This is a genomic window from Pseudomonas paralactis (assembly GCF_001439735.1).
Classification (GTDB): domain Bacteria; phylum Pseudomonadota; class Gammaproteobacteria; order Pseudomonadales; family Pseudomonadaceae; genus Aquipseudomonas; species Aquipseudomonas paralactis.
In genome coordinates this window covers 500,707-517,147 of the sequence record NZ_JYLN01000003.1, presented here as the reverse complement: position 1 = coordinate 517,147, position 16,441 = coordinate 500,707, and the positions used below count along the sequence as shown (strand labels likewise).

Genomic DNA, 16,441 nt, shown 5'->3' with positions numbered 1-16,441 from the left:
AGCGGTGGGTCAGTAACCCATGCTTCAGCTGACACGGCCTCATCGCAGGCAAGCCAGCTCCCACATTAAACCGAGTTGGGCTTGAGACTTTTCGAACACATACAAAAATGCCCCGATCTTTCGACCGGGGCATTTTTTGTTCGCTGCGTTTTAAGCGGCGATCGACAACTTCAGCTTGTTCATCGCGCTTTTCTCAAGCTGACGAATCCGCTCGGCCGACACGTTGTACTTCTGCGCCAGGTCGTGCAGCGTGGCTTTTTCTTCTGCCAGCCAACGCTGGTAGAGAATGTCACGGCTGCGGTCGTCCAGCACTTCCAGCGCTTCGTGCAGGTTGTGGTTGGAGTTGTCGCTCCAGTCGGCGTCTTCCAGTTGACGCGCCGGGTCGTACCGGTGGTCTTCCAGGTAGTTGGCCGGCGATTGGAAAGCGCTGTCGTCATCCGCTTCGGCGGCTGGGTCGAAGGCCATGTCATGGCCGGTCAGGCGGCTTTCCATCTCGCGCACTTCACGCGGCTCTACACCGAGGCTTTCGGCCACGCGGTGGACTTCTTCGTTGTTCAGCCACGCCAGGCGTTTTTTCTGGCTGCGCAGGTTGAAGAACAGCTTGCGCTGAGCCTTGGTGGTCGCGACTTTCACGATGCGCCAGTTGCGCAAGATGAACTCGTGAATTTCCGCCTTGATCCAGTGCACGGCAAACGACACCAGGCGCACGCCCATTTCAGGGTTGAAACGCTTCACTGCCTTCATCAGGCCAACGTTGCCTTCCTGAATCAGGTCAGCCTGGGCCAGACCGTAGCCGCTATAGCTACGGGCGATATGTACGACAAAACGCAGGTGGGCGAGCACCATCTGCCGAGCCGCCCCCAAATCCTGCTCATAGTAGAGACTCTCGGCCAGTTCACGCTCCTGCTCGGGCGTCAGCAATGGAATGCTGTTGACCGTGTGCACATAGGCCTCCAGGTTCGCACCCGGGACCAAGGCATAAGCAGGTTGCAAAGAAGTGGTCATACGAAAAAACCTCCGACTCACATAACTCGTGCAGTTCAGCACTGCGAAAATTGACCTGGGAACCGTAGGACAAGTTCCCTAAACCGCTGATACGGTCAATACAAACGAAACCACATTAATCTGGCATTAACTACTTCGGCGCCAGCTCACGTAAATGCCGTGCCACCGCAATCCAGGCACCGATATACCCCAACAAGACCGCGCCAAGCAAGAGACTCAGACCATCGGCTACCGGCACACCGGCCAGGGCAAAGTCACTGCCATACAAACCGGCCAGCCCGACAACCGCGTCGTTCAGCCAATTCAGGCCAAACGCCAGTACGCCCCAGGACAACACCCCGGCACCCAGGCCATAAAGCGCGCCCATGTACAGGAAAGGACGACGTACATAGCTGTCCGTGCCGCCGACCAGTTTAATCACTTCTATCTCGGTGCGACGGTTTTCAATATGAAGACGAATGGTATTACCTATCACCAAAAGTAATGCAGACACTAATAACACCGTCAACCCGAACACAAAGCGGTCACCCAGCTTGAGGATTGCGGCCAGGCGCTCCACCCAGACTAGATCAAGTTGGGCCTGTTGCACCTTCGGCATCTCTGCGAGTTTTTGTCGCAGGGCCTCCAGCGCCGGCTTGTCGACTTCGTTCGGCGTTACCAGCACCACGCCCGGCAGCGGGTTCTGCGGCAGCTCCTTGAGCGCCTCACCCAGGCCGGATTGCTGCTGGAACTCTTCGAGGGCCTGGTCGCGGCTGATGTACTCGGCCTCGGCTACCCCCGGGATGTTCTTGATGTCGTCACGCAGCGCTTCGCCTTCCTTGCTGCTGGTGTCCAGGTTCAGGTACAGCGAAATCTGCGCCGCCCGCTGCCAGGAACCGCCCAGGCGCTCCACATTATTAAGCAACAGCGACAAGCCCATCGGCAGGCTCAAGGCCACGGCCATGACCAGGCAGGTGAAAAAGCTGCCGATCGGCTGCTTGCCCAGGCGACGCAGGCTGTCGAGCAGGCTGGCGCGATGACTTTCGATCCAGGCGTGCAGCAGGGTGCCGAAGTCCGGGCCGTCGTCTTCGTCGCGTTTTTTCTTCGGCGGTTGCGGATCGGCAGGCTTGGGTGCCACGCGTTCGGATACTTTTGGGCTACGGGTAGCACTCATACACCAGCCTCCCCATCACCGATCAGGCGGCCGCGCTGCAGGGTCAACATGCGATGGCGCATACGGGCGATCAGGGCCAGGTCGTGGCTGGCGATCAATACGCTGGTACCCAGGCGGTTGATGTCTTCGAACACCCCCATGATCTCGGCCGCCAGACGCGGGTCGAGGTTACCGGTGGGTTCGTCCGCCAGCAGCAAGGCCGGGCGGTGCACGATGGCGCGGGCAATACCGACGCGCTGTTGCTGACCGGTGGACAGATCCCCCGGGTAAAGATCGGTCTTGTCCGACAACGCCACGCGCTCCAGCGCCGAATCCACGCGTTTGACGATTTCGGCTTTGGACAGCCCGAGAATCTGCAGCGGCAGCGCGATGTTGTTGAACACCGTGCGATCAAACAGCAGCTGGTGGTTCTGGAACACTACGCCGATCTGGCGGCGCAGAAACGGAATTTGCGCATTGCTGATGGTAGCCAGGTCCTGGCCCGCCAGCAGCAACTTGCCGGTGGTCGGGCGTTCCATGGCCAGCAACAGGCGCAACAGCGTGCTTTTGCCAGCGCCCGAGTGGCCGGTGACAAACAAAAACTCGCCGCGACGCACGCGAAAGCTCAGCTCATGCAGGCCCACATGCCCGTTGGCATAGCGTTTACCGACCTGTTCGAATCGAATCATGAACGCTCCCGCTCGGCAAACAGTGCCTGTACAAAGGGTTCGGCTTCAAAAGTGCGCAGGTCGTCGATACCTTCACCGACACCGATATAACGAATCGGCAACCCGAACTGTTTGGCCAGGGCGAAAATCACCCCGCCCTTGGCCGTGCCGTCGAGCTTAGTCAATGCCAGGCCGGTCAGCTGCACCGTCTGGTTGAATTGCTTGGCCTGGCTGATGGCGTTCTGGCCAGTACCGGCGTCGAGCACCAGCAAGACTTCGTGCGGCGCGTCGGCGTCGAGCTTGCTGATCACACGGCGGACTTTCTTCAGCTCTTCCATCAGGTTGTCTTTGGTGTGCAGGCGACCGGCGGTGTCGGCGATCAGCACGTCGATGTTACGGGCCTTGGCGGCCTGCACGGCATCGAAGATCACCGAAGCCGAGTCGGCGCCGGTGTGCTGGGCGATCACCGGGATCTTGTTGCGCTCGCCCCATACCTGCAACTGCTCGACGGCGGCGGCACGGAAGGTGTCACCGGCAGCGAGCATGACTTTCTTGCCCTCGCCTTGCAGCTTCTTGGCCAGCTTGCCGATCGTGGTGGTTTTGCCCGCGCCGTTGACGCCGACCACCAGGATCACGAACGGCTTGTTCGGAGTGATCACCAGCGGCGCTTCCACGGGTTTGAGCATTGCAGCCAGTTCGGCCTGCAAGGATTTGTACAACGCATCGGCGTCGGTCAGTTGCTTGCGCGCGACCTTTTGGGTCAGGCTCTGGATGATCACCGCGGTGGCTTCGACACCCACATCGGCGGTGAGCAAGCGGGTTTCGATGTCTTCCAGCAGTTCGTCGTCAATGACCTTCTTGCCCAGAAACAGGCTGGCCATGCCTTCGCCGATGCTGGCGCTGGTCTTGCTCAGGCCCTGCTTGAGGCGGGCGAAGAAGCCGGTTTTACTGGTTTCGGCAGGCGCGACAGGTACAGCGGGCACGGCAGGCTCTTGGATGACCGCAGGCGCGGCAACGACAGCAGGTGCTTCAACCGGGGTTTGCACCGCAGGTGGCGTCTGGACAACCACCTCGACCGGTGGCGCCACAGGAATGGGCGGCGTCACGTGTTCAGCCTGTACATCTTCAACCAGTGCCACCGGCTCTTCGGCTACCGGCAGTTCCAGCCAGGGCTTGTGCTCAGGCTCTGGCTCTGGCTCAGGCTCTGGCTCAGGCTCAGGCTCAGGCTCGGGTTCTGCCTCGACCACCGGCTGCAATACCGGCTCCGCGATGGGCAACACCACCGGCGCCGGGGTCTCGGCAACCGGCTCGGCTTCTACTACAGGTTCAGGGATAGGTTCAGCTTGAACCTGCGGCTGTTCGACGACGGTTTCCTGCGGCTTTTTGCGCAGCCATCCGAACAGGCCTTTCTTCTCGCCAGCCGCAGCTGGGGTCTTCTTGTCGTCGTTGGAACCAAACATGGAGACGGCTATCTCAAGGTAGCGACGCGCCAGGGGGCGCTTCGGTAAATAAAATTCGATGCGTAACAGACTGTTTTTTAGCCAGCTCGTTCATGCGCAACATTTTGTAAGGCCTAAATAGAGCCTCAACAAGACAGCCGCAGTGGCCGTCCTTAAGTCGGACCAGTATCCTAGCACCTCCTCGCCCGCCGACGCTAAGACCAAGCGGGCAGCCCAACAGGTTTAAAAACGAATGAATGCTCTAGCCCGCCGCGCCGCAGGCCTGCTGTTCAGCACAGTTTGTCTGCCTCTTTCAGCCTTGGCTGCCGATCCCCAACCCACTCACGAGTTCACCCTGGACAACGGCCTGAAGGTCGTCGTGCGCGAAGATCATCGCGCGCCAGTGGTGGTTTCCCAGGTCTGGTACAAGGTGGGTTCAAGCTACGAAACCCCGGGCCAGACCGGTTTGTCCCACGCCCTTGAACACATGATGTTCAAAGGCAGCGCCAAGGTCGGCCCCGGCGAAGCCTCGCTCATCCTGCGTGACCTGGGCGCCGAAGAAAACGCGTTCACCAGCGATGACTACACCGCGTATTACCAGGTACTGGCCCGCGACCGCCTGGGCGTGGCCTTTGAGCTGGAAGCCGACCGCATGGCCAGCCTGCGCCTGCCGGCCGACGAGTTCAGCCGCGAGATCGAGGTAATCAAGGAAGAACGCCGCCTGCGCACCGACGACAACCCCATGTCCAAGGCCTACGAGCGCTTCAAGGCCATGGCCTTCCCCGCCAGCGGCTACCACACGCCGACCATCGGCTGGATGGCTGACCTTGAGCGCATGAAGGTCGAGGAACTGCGCCACTGGTACCAATCCTGGTATGTGCCGAACAACGCCACTCTGGTGGTGGTCGGCGATGTGACCCCGGACGAGGTGAAAAGCCTGGCCCAGCGTTACTTCGGCCCGATCCCCAAGCGTGATGTGCCACCGGCGAAGATCCCACTGGAGCTGGCCGAACCCGGCGAGCGCCTGCTGACCCTGCGGGTGCAGACCCAACTGCCGAGCGTGTTCCTGGGCTTCAACGTACCCGGCCTGGCCACTGCCGAAGACAAGCGCTCGGTGCAAGCCCTGCGCTTGATCTCGGCCCTGCTGGACGGCGGCTATAGTGCACGTATCTCCGAGCAGCTGGAGCGTGGCGAGGAGCTGGTATCCGCCGCGTCCACCAACTATGACGCTTATACCCGTGGCGATACGCTGTTCATGCTCTCGGCCACACCCAATCAGCAGAAGCAAAAAACCATCGCCCAAGCCGAAGCCGGCCTGTGGCGCCTGCTTGATGAGCTGAAGGCCAAACCACCCACTGCCGAAGAATTGGAGCGCATCCGTGCCCAGGTCATTGCCGGCCTGGTGTACCAGCGCGATTCCATCACCAGCCAGGCCACGGCCATCGGCTCCCTGGAAACCGTCGGCCTGTCCTGGAAACTGATGGACACCGAACTGGCCGACCTGCAAAGCGTGACGCCGGAAGATATCCAGAAAGCCGCGCGCACCTACTTCACCCGCGAACGTCTGAGCGTCGCCCATGTTTTGCCTGAGGAGACCGCTCATGAGTAATCGTAAAAGCATGATCCTGCCCGGCCTGATCGCAGTCACCCTGATGGCAGCCTGCGCCGTGTATTTCCTGCGCCCGAGCGAGTCGGTTGCCAGCCCGGCCCTGGAAAAGGCCCAATCGGCCAGCACCCTGCAATCGCTGACGGAACTGGACGGCAAGGCGCCGACCAACCGCAAGCTCGATGTGCAGACCTGGACCACCGCCGAAGGCGCCAAGGTGCTGTTTGTCGAAGCCCATGAACTGCCGATGTTCGACATGCGCATCCTGTTCGCCGCCGGCAGCAGCCAGGATGGCGACACGCCAGGCCTGGCACTGATGACCAACGCCATGCTCAACGAAGGCGTGCCGGGCAAGGATGTCAGCCAGATCGCCAGTGGCTTTGAGGGCCTGGGCGCCGACTTCGGCAATGGTGCCTACCGCGACATGGCGCTGGTCACCCTGCGCAGCCTGAGCGACAACGATAAGCGTACCGCCGCCCTGGCCCTGTTCGACCAGGTGATTGGCCAGCCGACGTTCCCGGCGGATTCCCTGGCGCGCATCAAAAACCAGATCCTGGCCGGTTTCGAGTACCAGAAACAAAACCCCGGCAAACTGGCGAGCATCGAGCTGTTCAAGCGTCTGTACGGCGACCATCCTTACGCGCATCCGAGCGAAGGCACCCCAGAAAGCGTGCCGAAGATTACCCTGGCACAACTGCAGGCGTTCCATGCCAAAGCTTATGCGGCGGGCAATGCGGTGATTGCGGTCGTCGGCGACCTGACCCGTGCAGAAGCCGAGGCCATGACGGCCAAAGTGTCGGCATCGCTGCCCAAAGGCCCGGCCATGGCCAAGATCGCTCAACCGACCGAGCCAAAAGCCGGCCTGAGCCGTATCGAGTTTCCGTCCAAGCAAACCCACCTGCTGTTTGCGCAATTGGGCATCGACCGCGCCGACCCGGACTACGCAGCACTGTCCCTGGGCAACCAGATCCTTGGCGGCGGAGGCTTCGGCACCCGCTTGATGAGCGAGGTGCGTGAAAAACGCGGCCTGACCTACGGCGTGTACTCCGGCTTCTCGCCGATGCAGGTGCGCGGCCCGTTCATGATCAACCTGCAGACCCGCGCCGAAATGAGCGGCGGCACCCTGCGCCTGGTTGAGGATGTACTGGCTGATTACCTCAAGAACGGCCCAACACAAAAAGAACTGGACGACGCCAAGCGCGAACTGGCCGGCAGCTTCCCGCTGTCCACCGCCAGCAACGCCGATATCGTCGGGCAGCTGGGCGCCATGGGTTTTTACAACCTGCCGCTGAGCTATCTGGAAGATTTCATGAAACAATCCCAGGCCCTGACCGTAGAGCAGGTCAAGGCTGCAATGAACAAACACTTGAGCGCCGACAAGATGGTCATCGTGACCGCCGGCCCGACGATTGCGCAAAAGCCACTACCGCCCCCCACTGATAAACCTGCCGAGCAGCCGCTCGGGGTTCCGGAGCATTAATGGCCAGTTCATCTCGCCCGAAAAAACCTGTCCACAACGTGCATAACGGTGTGGGCCAACTGCGCATCATTGGCGGTGAATGGGGCAGCCGCAAGCTGAGCTTCCCCGACGTCGTGGGCCTGCGCCCGACGCCCGATCGCGTGCGTGAAACCCTGTTCAACTGGCTTGCGCCTTACATCGGCGGAGCCAAGGTGCTGGACCCGTTTGCGGGCAGCGGCGCGCTGTTCCTGGAGGCGCTGTCCCGTGGCGCGGCCCAGGGCCAGGCGCTGGACGCCAGCAATGTGGCGGTGTCCAGCCTCAAGGAGCACCTGGGCACGTTGCGTTGCACCACCGGCCAGGTGCAGACGGCCGACGCGCTGCGCTACCTGGAAACCCAGGCGGCGACTGAATACGACGTAGTGTTCCTCGACCCGCCGTTCAACCAGAACCTGTTGCCGACTGTGTGTGCCTTGCTCGAAGAACGCCAATGGCTGGCGCCCGATGCCTGGATCTACACTGAAAGCGAGACCGCGCCGTCCACGCTCGGCCTGCCGGGCAGCTGGCGCCTGCACCGGGAGCAGAAGTCCGGGCGGGTGTATTACGCGCTGTGGCATCGCTCCCTGTAGGAGCACGCTTGCACGCGAAGGTCGAACAGGCGACACGGGCTGTCTGATAGCGCTGCGTTATCGTTAACGTTTTTCGCGAGCAAGCTCGCTCCTACATGGCAGCGGGAAATTCATGATTCCATCGACAGACCGCTTCAAACCCGCCTTCGGCCTCGGCAACCCCCACTTGCAGACACTGTGGGGGCCGCTGTGGCGTCCGACGACCCACATCGAACGCCAACGCGAGCGCCTGTGGCTGGACGACGGCGATTTTCTCGACCTCGACTGGCATGGGCCCCATGACGTGCAAGCGCCTTTGGTGCTGGTGTTGCATGGGCTGACCGGCTCGTCCAATTCGCCCTATGTGGCCGGCCTGCAAAAAGTCCTCGCGGCCCAAGGCTGGGCCAGTGCTGCGTTGAACTGGCGTGGTTGCTCCGGCGAACCCAACCTGCTGGCTCGCAGTTATCACTCCGGTGCCAGTGAAGATCTGGCGGCGGCGATTGCTCATCTGCGCGCCAAGCGACCATTGGCACCTTTGTATGCGGTGGGTTATTCCCTGGGTGGCAATGTATTGCTCAAACACTTGGGGGAAACCGGCGAGGCTTCGGGGCTGCAAGGCGCAGCGGCGGTGTCGGTGCCGTTTCGCCTGGATCAATGCGCGGATCGCATTGGGCTGGGGTTCTCGCGGGTGTATCAGAAGCACTTCATGCGCGAGATGCTGGCGTATATCCGCGTCAAGCAACGCCAATTCCTGCAGGACGGTCGTGAGGATGGGCTCAAAACCCTGGAGGCCCTTGGCTCTCTGGAAAAGATGCGCACGTTCTGGGACTTCGACGGGCGGGTAACCGCGCCGCTGCACGGTTTCTTGAGTGCCGAGGATTACTATCGCCGCGCCTCCAGTCGCTATTACCTGGGCGATATCCGTACGCCAACACTGATCATCCAGGCGGCTGATGATCCGTTTGTGTTTGCGCACAGCTTGCCTGACGCCAGTGAGCTGTCGGCCTGCACCGAGTTCGAGTTGCTGGCCAAGGGCGGGCATGTGGGGTTTGTGGAGGGTTCGCTGAAGCGCCCTGGTTACTACCTGGAGCGCCGGATCCCGCAGTGGCTCCAGACCCAATACGGTCAATAGTGTGGGAGCTGGCTTGCCTGCGATAGCGGTGGGCCAGCCAATGTTGAGGTGGCTGACACTCCGCTATCGCAGGCAAGCCAGCTCCCACACTTTCATGAAGTGCTCACACCTATCGTTTAGTCGCCCTTCGCAATTTCCCGCGCCGGATCCGTAATCCACTCACTCCACGACCCCGCATACAACTTACCCAACGGGTACCCCGCCAGGCTCAACGCAAACAGGTTATGGCAGGCCGTCACCCCAGACCCGCAATACGCCACCAACTCCTGCGGCGGGCGCCCTTGCAATTGCGCGGCAAAGCGTTGCTTGAGCTGATCAGCCGGTAAGAAACGCCCATCACTGCCCAGGTTTTCACTGAACGCCGCGCATTGCGCGCCAGGGATATGCCCGGCAATCGGGTCGATGGGCTCTACTTCGCCACGAAAACGCGGCTGCGCGCGAGCGTCGATCAAGGTCAGACCGGGCTGGCCCAGGCGTTTTTGCAAGTGCTCGGCATCCAGCACCAGCCGATTATCCGGCGTACCGCTGAAGGTGCCCGGCTCAATCACTGGAGCATCCAGGCTCAAGGGGAAACCGGCGCTGTGCCAGGCCTTGAGGCCACCATCCAGAATAAACACGCCATCACGCTTACCCAGCCAGGCCAGCAACCACCAGGCGCGGGCGGCGTAGGCTCCGGGGCCGTCGTCATACAGCACCACATCGGTGTTGGCGCTGATGCCCCAGGTTCGCAGTTGTTGGGCGAAGGTGTCCGCCGCAGGCAAAGGATGGCGGCCGGTTACGCCCTTGGTCACGGGGCCGCTCAGATGGCGCTCCAGATCGGCGTATTGCGCGCCCTCGATATGCCCTTCGGCGTAGCTGCACAGGCCGTAGTCCGGGTCTTCCAGGGCAAAGCGGCAATCCAGGATCACCAGCCCTACCGACTTCTGGCGCTCGGCCAATTGCTGGGGGCTGATCAGTTGGGCAAGCGGCATGACTGACTCCTGTGAATACAAAGGGGAAAGGTCTTACTTCACTTCTTCCAGTGCCTGATTCAACGGCACGTAAAACTCTTTGAACAAGGCGTCCACCGCCTCTTTGGCCTGCGGCGTGACAAACCCTGCCTCCAATACCAGCACCTGGTACACCCCGCGCTTGATCGCCTCAGCGCTCAGGTGGGTGGACTTTTCGTTGGTGGTGCACAGGAACCGCACCCAGGAGGTAAGGATGATCCAGGCATTGAGGGTCAGGGCTTCGGTTTGCACCGGGTCCATATTCAGAATGCCGGCATCGACAAACCCCTGGTAAATGGCGCCGCCCTGGATCAGGCAACGCTGGGAAAACCGCCGATAGCCAGTGGCCAGTTCCGGGTCGCTTTCGAGCAAATGTTCAAGGTCGCGGTGCAGAAAACGATAACGCCACATGCCCGCCAGTACGGCCTGCAGATAAAAGCGCTTGTCCTCCACCACCATCGTGCGCCCTTGGGGCGGGCGCAAAAAACTGTCTACCAGGGCTTCGTATTCGCGAAACAGCACGGCGATGATCGCCTGCTTGTTGGGGAAGTGGTAGTACAGGTTGCCCGGGGAAATTTCCATATGGGCGGCGATATGGTTGGTGCTGACACTGCGCTCGCCCTGCTGGTTAAAAAGCTCCAGGCTGGTTTGCACAATGCGCTCGCTGGTCTTTACTCGTGGTGCCATAGGGGATCAGCTTCCAAACACGGGATGGGGCATCTTACGGCCTATCCCGGCCAGGTTAAATCCGGATGTTACTGCAATGTTATTTGACAATTTAGAGCAATGACTCTAAAAATCCACGCAGACCTATAACAATCGGGAACCGCGCCATGTCTGCCAACGTTGCCTACCTGCAAGATACGCAGACCCTGGATCACCTCCAGGATCTGTTCGAAGCCCAACGTCGTGCCTACGCCGCCAACCCGATGCCACCGGCCGCGCAACGCCAGCAATGGCTCAAGGCCCTGCGCGATGTGCTCAGCGACGAACGCCAGGCACTGATCACTGCGATCAGCCAGGACTTCAGCCATCGCAGCGCAGACGAAACCCTGTTCGCCGAACTGATGCCCAGCCTGCATGGCATTCACTATGCCGGCAAACACCTCAAGGGCTGGATGAAACCCTCCCGTCGCGCTGTAGGCATTGCCTTCCAGCCCGCCTCGGCCAAAGTCATTTACCAACCGTTGGGTGTCGTTGGCGTGATCGTGCCGTGGAACTACCCGCTGTACCTGGCCATCGGCCCACTGGTGGGCGCGTTGGCCGCCGGTAACCGGGTGATGCTCAAGCTCAGCGAATCCACACCGGCTACCGGCGAGCTGCTCAAGGCGCTGCTGGCCAGGATCTTCCCCGAGGACCTGGTGTGCGTGGTGCTGGGCGAAGCCGAAGTGGGCATGGCGTTTTCCAAATTGCGCTTCGATCACCTGCTGTTTACTGGTGCCACCAGCATTGGTAAACACGTGATGCGTGCGGCAGCCGAGAACCTCACGCCGGTCACCCTGGAGTTGGGCGGCAAGTCGCCCGCCATCGTCTCGGCCGATGTACCGCTCAAGGACGCCGCCGAACGTATCGCTTTCGGCAAAACCCTGAATGCCGGGCAAACCTGTGTGGCGCCAGACTATGTGCTGGTACCGGAAGACCGTGTCGAAGGGTTTGTCGAGGCGTATTCCAAGGCCGTGCGTGGGTTTTATCCGACATTGGCTGGCAACCCGGACTACACCGCCATCATCAACGAGCGGCAACTGGCCAGACTCAATGCCTACGCCAAGGACGCCACCGACAAAGGCGCCACCTTGATCCCCCTGTACGAGCAAGGCCAGGCGCGACGTATGGCCCACAGCCTGCTGCTGAATGTCAGCGACGACATGACGGTCATGCAGGACGAAATCTTCGGCCCGCTCTTGCCCATCGTGCCGTATCGCGGCCTTGACCAAGCCTTTGCCTACATCAACCAGCGCCCACGCCCACTGGCCCTGTATTACTTCGGCTACAACAAGAGCGAGCAGGAACGGGTGCTCCATGAGACCCATTCCGGCGGCGTGTGCCTGAACGACACCTTGCTGCACGTGGCCCAGGACGACATGCCGTTCGGCGGTATCGGCCCGTCGGGCATGGGCCATTACCACGGCCATGAAGGTTTCCTGACGTTCAGCAAGGCCAAGGGCGTGCTGGTCAAACAGCGCCTGAACGCGGCGAGGTTGATCTACCCGCCTTATGGCAAATCTATTCAGAAATTGATCCAGAAGTTGTTTATCCGCTGATAACCGTCACCTTCAGGACTATAAAAACAATGAGCCCCAGCCTGAACGATTCACCCGCACTGTCGCGGCGCGGCGTCTTGAAAATCGGCCTGTGCGCCAGCGCTTTTCTGGCTACCGCCGGGCTTGGCGCCAGCCTCAGCGGTTGCTCCAGCAGCACGCCGGCCAGTGGCTTCGCGATGTTGCGCGCCAGCGATTTACCGTTTTTGCGCGCGGTGATCCCGGTGCTGCTTGAAGGTGCGGCCAGCGTCGAGGCAGTGGCTGCGGGCATCGAAGACACCCTGAAAAAACTCGACTACAGCCTGCAGCACTTGTCGCCGGAGATGTTCAAGCTCACCCAGCAGTTATTCGACGTGCTCGGCATGGGCATCACCCGCGGCCCGCTGACGGGTATCTGGGGCAGTTGGGAAAATGCCGGCAGCGAGCAGATCCGCAACTTTTTGCACCGTTGGGAAAACAGCTACCTGAACCTGCTGCGCATGGGCCAGGGCTCGTTGCTCAAGCTGGTGATCATGGCCTGGTATTTCCGGCCCGCCTCCTGGGCCCATTGCGGCTATCCCGGGCCGCCGAAGATCTGATTCGCATCCCTCACAATAAAAACAGAGACGACCCTGATGCCCGTACCCGATCTGTTCCGCGATGGCCTGGCCCGTGGCTGGAAAACCCACAATGGCGCCGCCCTCGACAACGACCTGACCCTGGAAGCCGATGTGGCCATCATCGGCAGCGGTGCCGGCGGCGGCACCACCGCCGAAATCCTCAGCGCGGCCGGCTATAAGGTGTTGTTGATCGAAGAGGGCCCACTCAAGACCAGCAGTGACTTCAAGCTGCTCGAAGACGAAGCCTACGCCAGCCTCTATCAAGAAGGCATCGGGCGCATGAGCAAGGACGGCGCCATCACCATCCTGCAAGGTCGGGCGGTGGGCGGCACCACCTTGATCAACTGGACTTCCAGTTTTCGTACACCCGACGCCACCCTCGCCCACTGGGCCGGCGAGTACGCGGTGAAGGGCCACAGCAGCGCCGAGATGGCGCCCTGGTTCGAAAAAATGGAACAGCGCCTGGGCATCGCACCCTGGGCGCTGCCGCCGAATGCCAACAATGATGTGATCCGCAAAGGCTGCGAAAAGCTCGGCTACAGCTGGCATGTGATCCCGCGCAATGTGCGTGGCTGCTTCAACCTGGGTTATTGCGGCATGGGCTGCCCGGTGAACGCCAAGCAGTCGATGCTGGTGACCACCATCCCGTCCACCCTGGAAAAAGGCGGCGAGCTGCTGTACCTGGCCCGCGCCGAGCAGCTCACATACAGCGGCGACACCATCAGCAGCCTGGAATGCGTGGCCATGGACGCGCGCTGCGTGGCACCGACCGGGCGCAATATCACCGTGAAAGCCAGGCACTATGTGCTGGCGGGTGGCGGCATCAACAGCCCGGCCCTGCTGATGCGCTCGGTCGCGCCCGACCCGCATTCGCGGCTGGGCAAGCGGACCTTCCTGCACCTGGTCAACTTCTCTGCGGGGTTGTTCGACGAGGTGATCAACCCCTTCTACGGTGCGCCGCAATCCATCTACTCCGACCATTTCCAATGGCAGGACGGCACTACCGGCAAAATGTCCTACAAACTGGAAGCACCGCCCCTGCATCCAGGCCTGGCGAGCACCCTGTTCGGTGGCTACGGCAAGCAGAACGCCTTGGACATGAACCAATTACCCCACACACACGCCATGCTCGCCCTGCTGCGCGACGGCTTCCACCCCGACAGTCCGGGCGGCCATGTGGAATTACGCGGCGATGGCACCCCCGTGCTCGATTATCAAGTTTCGCCCTACGCCTGGGACGGCCTGCGCCGGGCCTTCCACAGCATGGCCGAGATTCAGTTCGCGGCCGGGGCCAAATCAGTCAAGCCTTTGCATCACGACGCACGGTACGTGAACAGCCTGGCCGAAGCGCGCAGCGTGATTGACGGTTTGAGCCTAGAATTGCACCGCACAACCCTGGGCAGTGCCCATGTGATGGGCGGTTGCGCCATGGGCGAGGATCCCAAAAACGCAGTAACCGATAGTCTCGGTCGCCACCACCAACTGCGTAACCTGTCGATTCATGACGGCTCTCTGTTTCCTACCAGCATCGGGGCAAATCCCCAATTGTCGGTGTATGGATTGAGCGCCCAACTGGCGTCAGCCTTGGCCGAACGTCTGAAAACAGCGTGAAAAACCGTTCGATTCACGGCACTTATCTACGTAAGTCGACTTGGCCGACCGGGATGGCTGCGATACCATCCGGTTCCCCAACGGACTCCGCCAGGACGACGCGATGAACCGAGTGTTGTACCCAGGTACCTTCGACCCGATTACCAAAGGCCATGGCGATCTGGTCGAACGCGCCTCTCGCCTGTTCGACCATGTGATCATCGCGGTCGCGGCCAGCCCCAAGAAAAACCCGCTGTTTCCCCTGGAACAGCGCGTGGAGCTGGCGCAAGAGGTCACCAAGCACTTGCCGAATGTGGAAGTAGTGGGCTTTTCGACATTGCTGGCGCATTTCGCCAAGGAGCAGAACGCCAATGTATTCCTGCGCGGCCTGCGTGCGGTGTCGGACTTCGAGTACGAATTCCAGCTGGCCAACATGAACCGCCAATTGGCGCCGGACGTGGAAAGCCTGTTCCTCACGCCGTCGGAGCGTTATTCGTTCATTTCTTCGACGTTGGTCCGTGAAATTGCCGCTTTGGGCGGAGATATCACCAAGTTCGTGCATCCAGCCGTAGCAGACGCACTGACATTGCGCTTCAAGAAGTAAGACTCATTGTGGCGAGGGAGCTTGCTCCCGCCGGACTGCGCAGCAGTCCCAATCCTTTCATCCCTCACCACAGAGACAGGCTCGCACTGCGGGCGTCAATGCGGCACAATTGCGCGCATTAGTTTTCAGATGCCTTGGCAGAGTGCCCTGGCAGGAGTTTCCATGTCCCTGATCATCACCGACGATTGCATCAACTGCGACGTCTGCGAACCCGAGTGCCCGAACGCCGCCATTTCCCAAGGCGAAGAGATCTACGTGATCGACCCCAACCTGTGCACCCAGTGCGTCGGTCACTACGACGAACCGCAGTGCCAGCAGGTTTGCCCGGTGGATTGCATTCCGCTGGATGAGGCACACCCAGAGACTGAAGAACAGTTGATGGAGAAGTACCGCAAGATTACCGGTAAGGCCTAAGCCTTTTCATTGCCCGTAAAGGCCTGATCGCAGGCAAGCCAGCGCCCACATTTGAATGTATTCACATATCCAAGTGTGGGAGCTGGCTTGCCTGCGATAGCGATCTCAGCCCTCACCCAGCAATCAGCTCTGGCACTTGGGGCAAAACACACTCGCCCGCTGCCCCAGCACCACATTGCGCAATTCGGTCCCGCAGACCTTGCACGCCTCGCCGCCACGGCCATACACGAACAGTTCCTGCTGGAAATATCCCGGCTGCCCGTCGCCGCCGATAAAGTCGCGCAGCGTGGTACCGCCCCGCTCGATGGCTGCGGCCAGCACTCGCTTGATCTCAATCGCCAGCTTCAAATAGCGCCCGCGTGAAATGCCACCGGCGGCGCGACGCGGATCAATCCCCGCCGCAAACAGCGCTTCCGTCGCATAGATATTGCCCACGCCCACCACCACCGCGTTGTCCATGATGAACGGCTTCACCGCCATGGATTTGCCACGCGACAGTTGGAACAAACGCTCACCGTCAAACAGCTCGGTCAACGGCTCCGGGCCCAGACGCAGCAGCAGTTCGTGGTTGTGCGGGTCCTGGCTCCAAAGCATCGCGCCAAAACGCCGTGGGTCGGTGTAGCGCAAGGCCATCCCCGACTCCAGCTCGATATCCACATGTTCATGCTTGGCCGCCGGCATACCGACCTCAACCAGGCGCAGATTGCCCGACATGCCCAAGTGACTGATCAAGGTACCCACTTCGGCATTGATCAACAGGTACTTGGCGCGCCGTTCCACCAGCACAATTCGCTGGCCGGACAGACGCACATCCAGGTCTTCCGGAATCGGCCAGCGCAGGCGCCGCTCACGCACCACCACGCGGCTGACGCGCTGGCCTTCCAGATGCGGGGCAATCCCGCGCCGGGTGGTTTCGACTTCTGGTAACTCGGGCATGTGTA

The 16,441-nt window shown here is 61.0% G+C and carries 16 protein-coding genes; 9 read left to right on the top strand and 7 right to left on the bottom strand.

Annotated elements, in window-relative coordinates; translation table 11 throughout:
* Positions 1-150: 150 nt before the first annotated feature.
* The 4 genes from rpoH to ftsY all read right to left on the bottom strand — a co-directional run bounded on the left by rpoH (position 151) and on the right by ftsY (position 4,265).
* A complete protein-coding gene (gene rpoH / locus TX23_RS10545; protein WP_003176698.1) occupies positions 151-1,005 on the bottom strand; it encodes an RNA polymerase sigma factor RpoH in 855 nt (284 codons plus the stop codon).
* 130 nt (positions 1,006-1,135) lie between these two features.
* Positions 1,136-2,158 (bottom strand): permease-like cell division protein FtsX, encoded by a 1,023-nt coding sequence (gene ftsX / locus TX23_RS10540; RefSeq protein ID WP_057702109.1) that lies wholly within the window; start codon positions 2,156-2,158, stop codon positions 1,136-1,138.
* Entirely contained in the window at positions 2,155-2,826 is a 672-nt protein-coding gene (gene ftsE / locus TX23_RS10535) for a cell division ATP-binding protein FtsE (protein WP_003213784.1), read from the bottom strand. Before ftsE ends, ftsX begins: the two co-directional genes overlap by 4 nt.
* Positions 2,823-4,265, bottom strand: a complete 1,443-nt coding sequence (gene ftsY, locus TX23_RS10530) for a signal recognition particle-docking protein FtsY (protein ID WP_057702108.1) — start codon at positions 4,263-4,265, stop codon at positions 2,823-2,825. The genes ftsE and ftsY overlap by 4 nt, the downstream gene beginning before the upstream one ends.
* 232 nt (positions 4,266-4,497) lie before the next feature.
* On the opposite strand from ftsY, the gene TX23_RS10525 reads away from it, so the two are divergent.
* From TX23_RS10525 to TX23_RS10510, 4 genes are all read left to right on the top strand, one after another.
* On the top strand, positions 4,498-5,853 hold the full coding sequence (locus TX23_RS10525; RefSeq protein ID WP_057702107.1) for a M16 family metallopeptidase: 1,356 nt from the start codon (positions 4,498-4,500) through the stop codon (positions 5,851-5,853).
* A complete protein-coding gene (locus tag TX23_RS10520; protein ID WP_057702106.1) occupies positions 5,846-7,330 on the top strand; it encodes a M16 family metallopeptidase in 1,485 nt (494 codons plus the stop codon). Before TX23_RS10525 ends, TX23_RS10520 begins: the two co-directional genes overlap by 8 nt.
* A complete protein-coding gene (rsmD, locus tag TX23_RS10515) occupies positions 7,330-7,935 on the top strand; it encodes a 16S rRNA (guanine(966)-N(2))-methyltransferase RsmD (protein WP_057702105.1) in 606 nt (201 codons plus the stop codon). Before TX23_RS10520 ends, rsmD begins: the two co-directional genes overlap by 1 nt.
* Before the next feature lie 112 nt (positions 7,936-8,047).
* Positions 8,048-9,046, top strand: coding sequence for a hydrolase (locus tag TX23_RS10510; protein WP_057702104.1), 999 nt, complete (start codon positions 8,048-8,050; stop codon positions 9,044-9,046).
* A 116-nt stretch (positions 9,047-9,162) separates the two neighbouring features.
* Here TX23_RS10510 and TX23_RS10505 read toward each other — a convergent pair whose 3' ends face one another.
* Positions 9,163-10,017 carry a sulfurtransferase gene (locus TX23_RS10505; RefSeq protein WP_057702103.1) on the bottom strand — a complete coding sequence of 285 codons (855 nt, stop codon included), beginning with the start codon at positions 10,015-10,017 and terminating at the stop codon, positions 9,163-9,165.
* A gap of 33 nt (positions 10,018-10,050) precedes the next feature.
* The gene (locus TX23_RS10500; RefSeq protein ID WP_005792294.1) at positions 10,051-10,722 is read right to left on the bottom strand and encodes a TetR/AcrR family transcriptional regulator; all 672 of its coding nucleotides are present in this window, start codon (positions 10,720-10,722) and stop codon (positions 10,051-10,053) included.
* 146 nt (positions 10,723-10,868) lie between these two features.
* Here TX23_RS10500 and TX23_RS10495 point away from each other — a divergent pair, with 146 nt between their 5' ends.
* From TX23_RS10495 to TX23_RS10475, 5 genes are all read left to right on the top strand, one after another.
* Positions 10,869-12,296 (top strand): coniferyl aldehyde dehydrogenase, encoded by a 1,428-nt coding sequence (locus TX23_RS10495; RefSeq protein WP_057702102.1) that lies wholly within the window; start codon positions 10,869-10,871, stop codon positions 12,294-12,296.
* Positions 12,297-12,325: 29 nt separating this feature from the next.
* A complete protein-coding gene (locus TX23_RS10490) occupies positions 12,326-12,871 on the top strand; it encodes a hypothetical protein (RefSeq protein WP_057702101.1) in 546 nt (181 codons plus the stop codon).
* 36 nt (positions 12,872-12,907) lie between these two features.
* The gene (locus TX23_RS10485; RefSeq protein ID WP_057702100.1) at positions 12,908-14,503 is read left to right on the top strand and encodes a GMC family oxidoreductase; all 1,596 of its coding nucleotides are present in this window, start codon (positions 12,908-12,910) and stop codon (positions 14,501-14,503) included.
* A gap of 103 nt (positions 14,504-14,606) precedes the next feature.
* Positions 14,607-15,086 carry a pantetheine-phosphate adenylyltransferase gene (coaD, locus tag TX23_RS10480; protein ID WP_003195136.1) on the top strand — a complete coding sequence of 160 codons (480 nt, stop codon included), beginning with the start codon at positions 14,607-14,609 and terminating at the stop codon, positions 15,084-15,086.
* 162 nt (positions 15,087-15,248) lie between these two features.
* Entirely contained in the window at positions 15,249-15,500 is a 252-nt protein-coding gene (locus tag TX23_RS10475) for a YfhL family 4Fe-4S dicluster ferredoxin (RefSeq protein ID WP_003195146.1), read from the top strand.
* Positions 15,501-15,623: 123 nt separating this feature from the next.
* Here TX23_RS10475 and mutM read toward each other — a convergent pair whose 3' ends face one another.
* Positions 15,624-16,436 (bottom strand): bifunctional DNA-formamidopyrimidine glycosylase/DNA-(apurinic or apyrimidinic site) lyase, encoded by an 813-nt coding sequence (gene mutM, locus TX23_RS10470; RefSeq protein WP_057702099.1) that lies wholly within the window; start codon positions 16,434-16,436, stop codon positions 15,624-15,626.
* Positions 16,437-16,441 lie beyond the last annotated feature (5 nt).

What these genes read in the sequence shown, in the direction of transcription:
- mutM (WP_057702099.1), bottom strand. Translation starts at nt 16,436, where the DNA reads ATGCCCGAGTTACCAGAAGTCGAAACCACCCGGCGCGGGATTGCCCCG.
- TX23_RS10500 (WP_005792294.1), bottom strand. Translation starts at nt 10,722, where the DNA reads ATGGCACCACGAGTAAAGACCAGCGAGCGCATTGTGCAAACCAGCCTG.
- coaD (WP_003195136.1), top strand. Translation starts at nt 14,607, where the DNA reads ATGAACCGAGTGTTGTACCCAGGTACCTTCGACCCGATTACCAAAGGC.
- ftsX (WP_057702109.1), bottom strand. Translation starts at nt 2,158, where the DNA reads ATGAGTGCTACCCGTAGCCCAAAAGTATCCGAACGCGTGGCACCCAAG.
- TX23_RS10475 (WP_003195146.1), top strand. Translation starts at nt 15,249, where the DNA reads ATGTCCCTGATCATCACCGACGATTGCATCAACTGCGACGTCTGCGAA.
- TX23_RS10485 (WP_057702100.1), top strand. Translation starts at nt 12,908, where the DNA reads ATGCCCGTACCCGATCTGTTCCGCGATGGCCTGGCCCGTGGCTGGAAA.
- ftsY (WP_057702108.1), bottom strand. Translation starts at nt 4,265, where the DNA reads ATGTTTGGTTCCAACGACGACAAGAAGACCCCAGCTGCGGCTGGCGAG.
- TX23_RS10525 (WP_057702107.1), top strand. Translation starts at nt 4,498, where the DNA reads ATGAATGCTCTAGCCCGCCGCGCCGCAGGCCTGCTGTTCAGCACAGTT.
- TX23_RS10520 (WP_057702106.1), top strand. Translation starts at nt 5,846, where the DNA reads ATGAGTAATCGTAAAAGCATGATCCTGCCCGGCCTGATCGCAGTCACC.
- ftsE (WP_003213784.1), bottom strand. Translation starts at nt 2,826, where the DNA reads ATGATTCGATTCGAACAGGTCGGTAAACGCTATGCCAACGGGCATGTG.
- rpoH (WP_003176698.1), bottom strand. Translation starts at nt 1,005, where the DNA reads ATGACCACTTCTTTGCAACCTGCTTATGCCTTGGTCCCGGGTGCGAAC.
- rsmD (WP_057702105.1), top strand. Translation starts at nt 7,330, where the DNA reads ATGGCCAGTTCATCTCGCCCGAAAAAACCTGTCCACAACGTGCATAAC.
- TX23_RS10495 (WP_057702102.1), top strand. Translation starts at nt 10,869, where the DNA reads ATGTCTGCCAACGTTGCCTACCTGCAAGATACGCAGACCCTGGATCAC.
- TX23_RS10490 (WP_057702101.1), top strand. Translation starts at nt 12,326, where the DNA reads ATGAGCCCCAGCCTGAACGATTCACCCGCACTGTCGCGGCGCGGCGTC.
- TX23_RS10510 (WP_057702104.1), top strand. Translation starts at nt 8,048, where the DNA reads ATGATTCCATCGACAGACCGCTTCAAACCCGCCTTCGGCCTCGGCAAC.
- TX23_RS10505 (WP_057702103.1), bottom strand. Translation starts at nt 10,017, where the DNA reads ATGCCGCTTGCCCAACTGATCAGCCCCCAGCAATTGGCCGAGCGCCAG.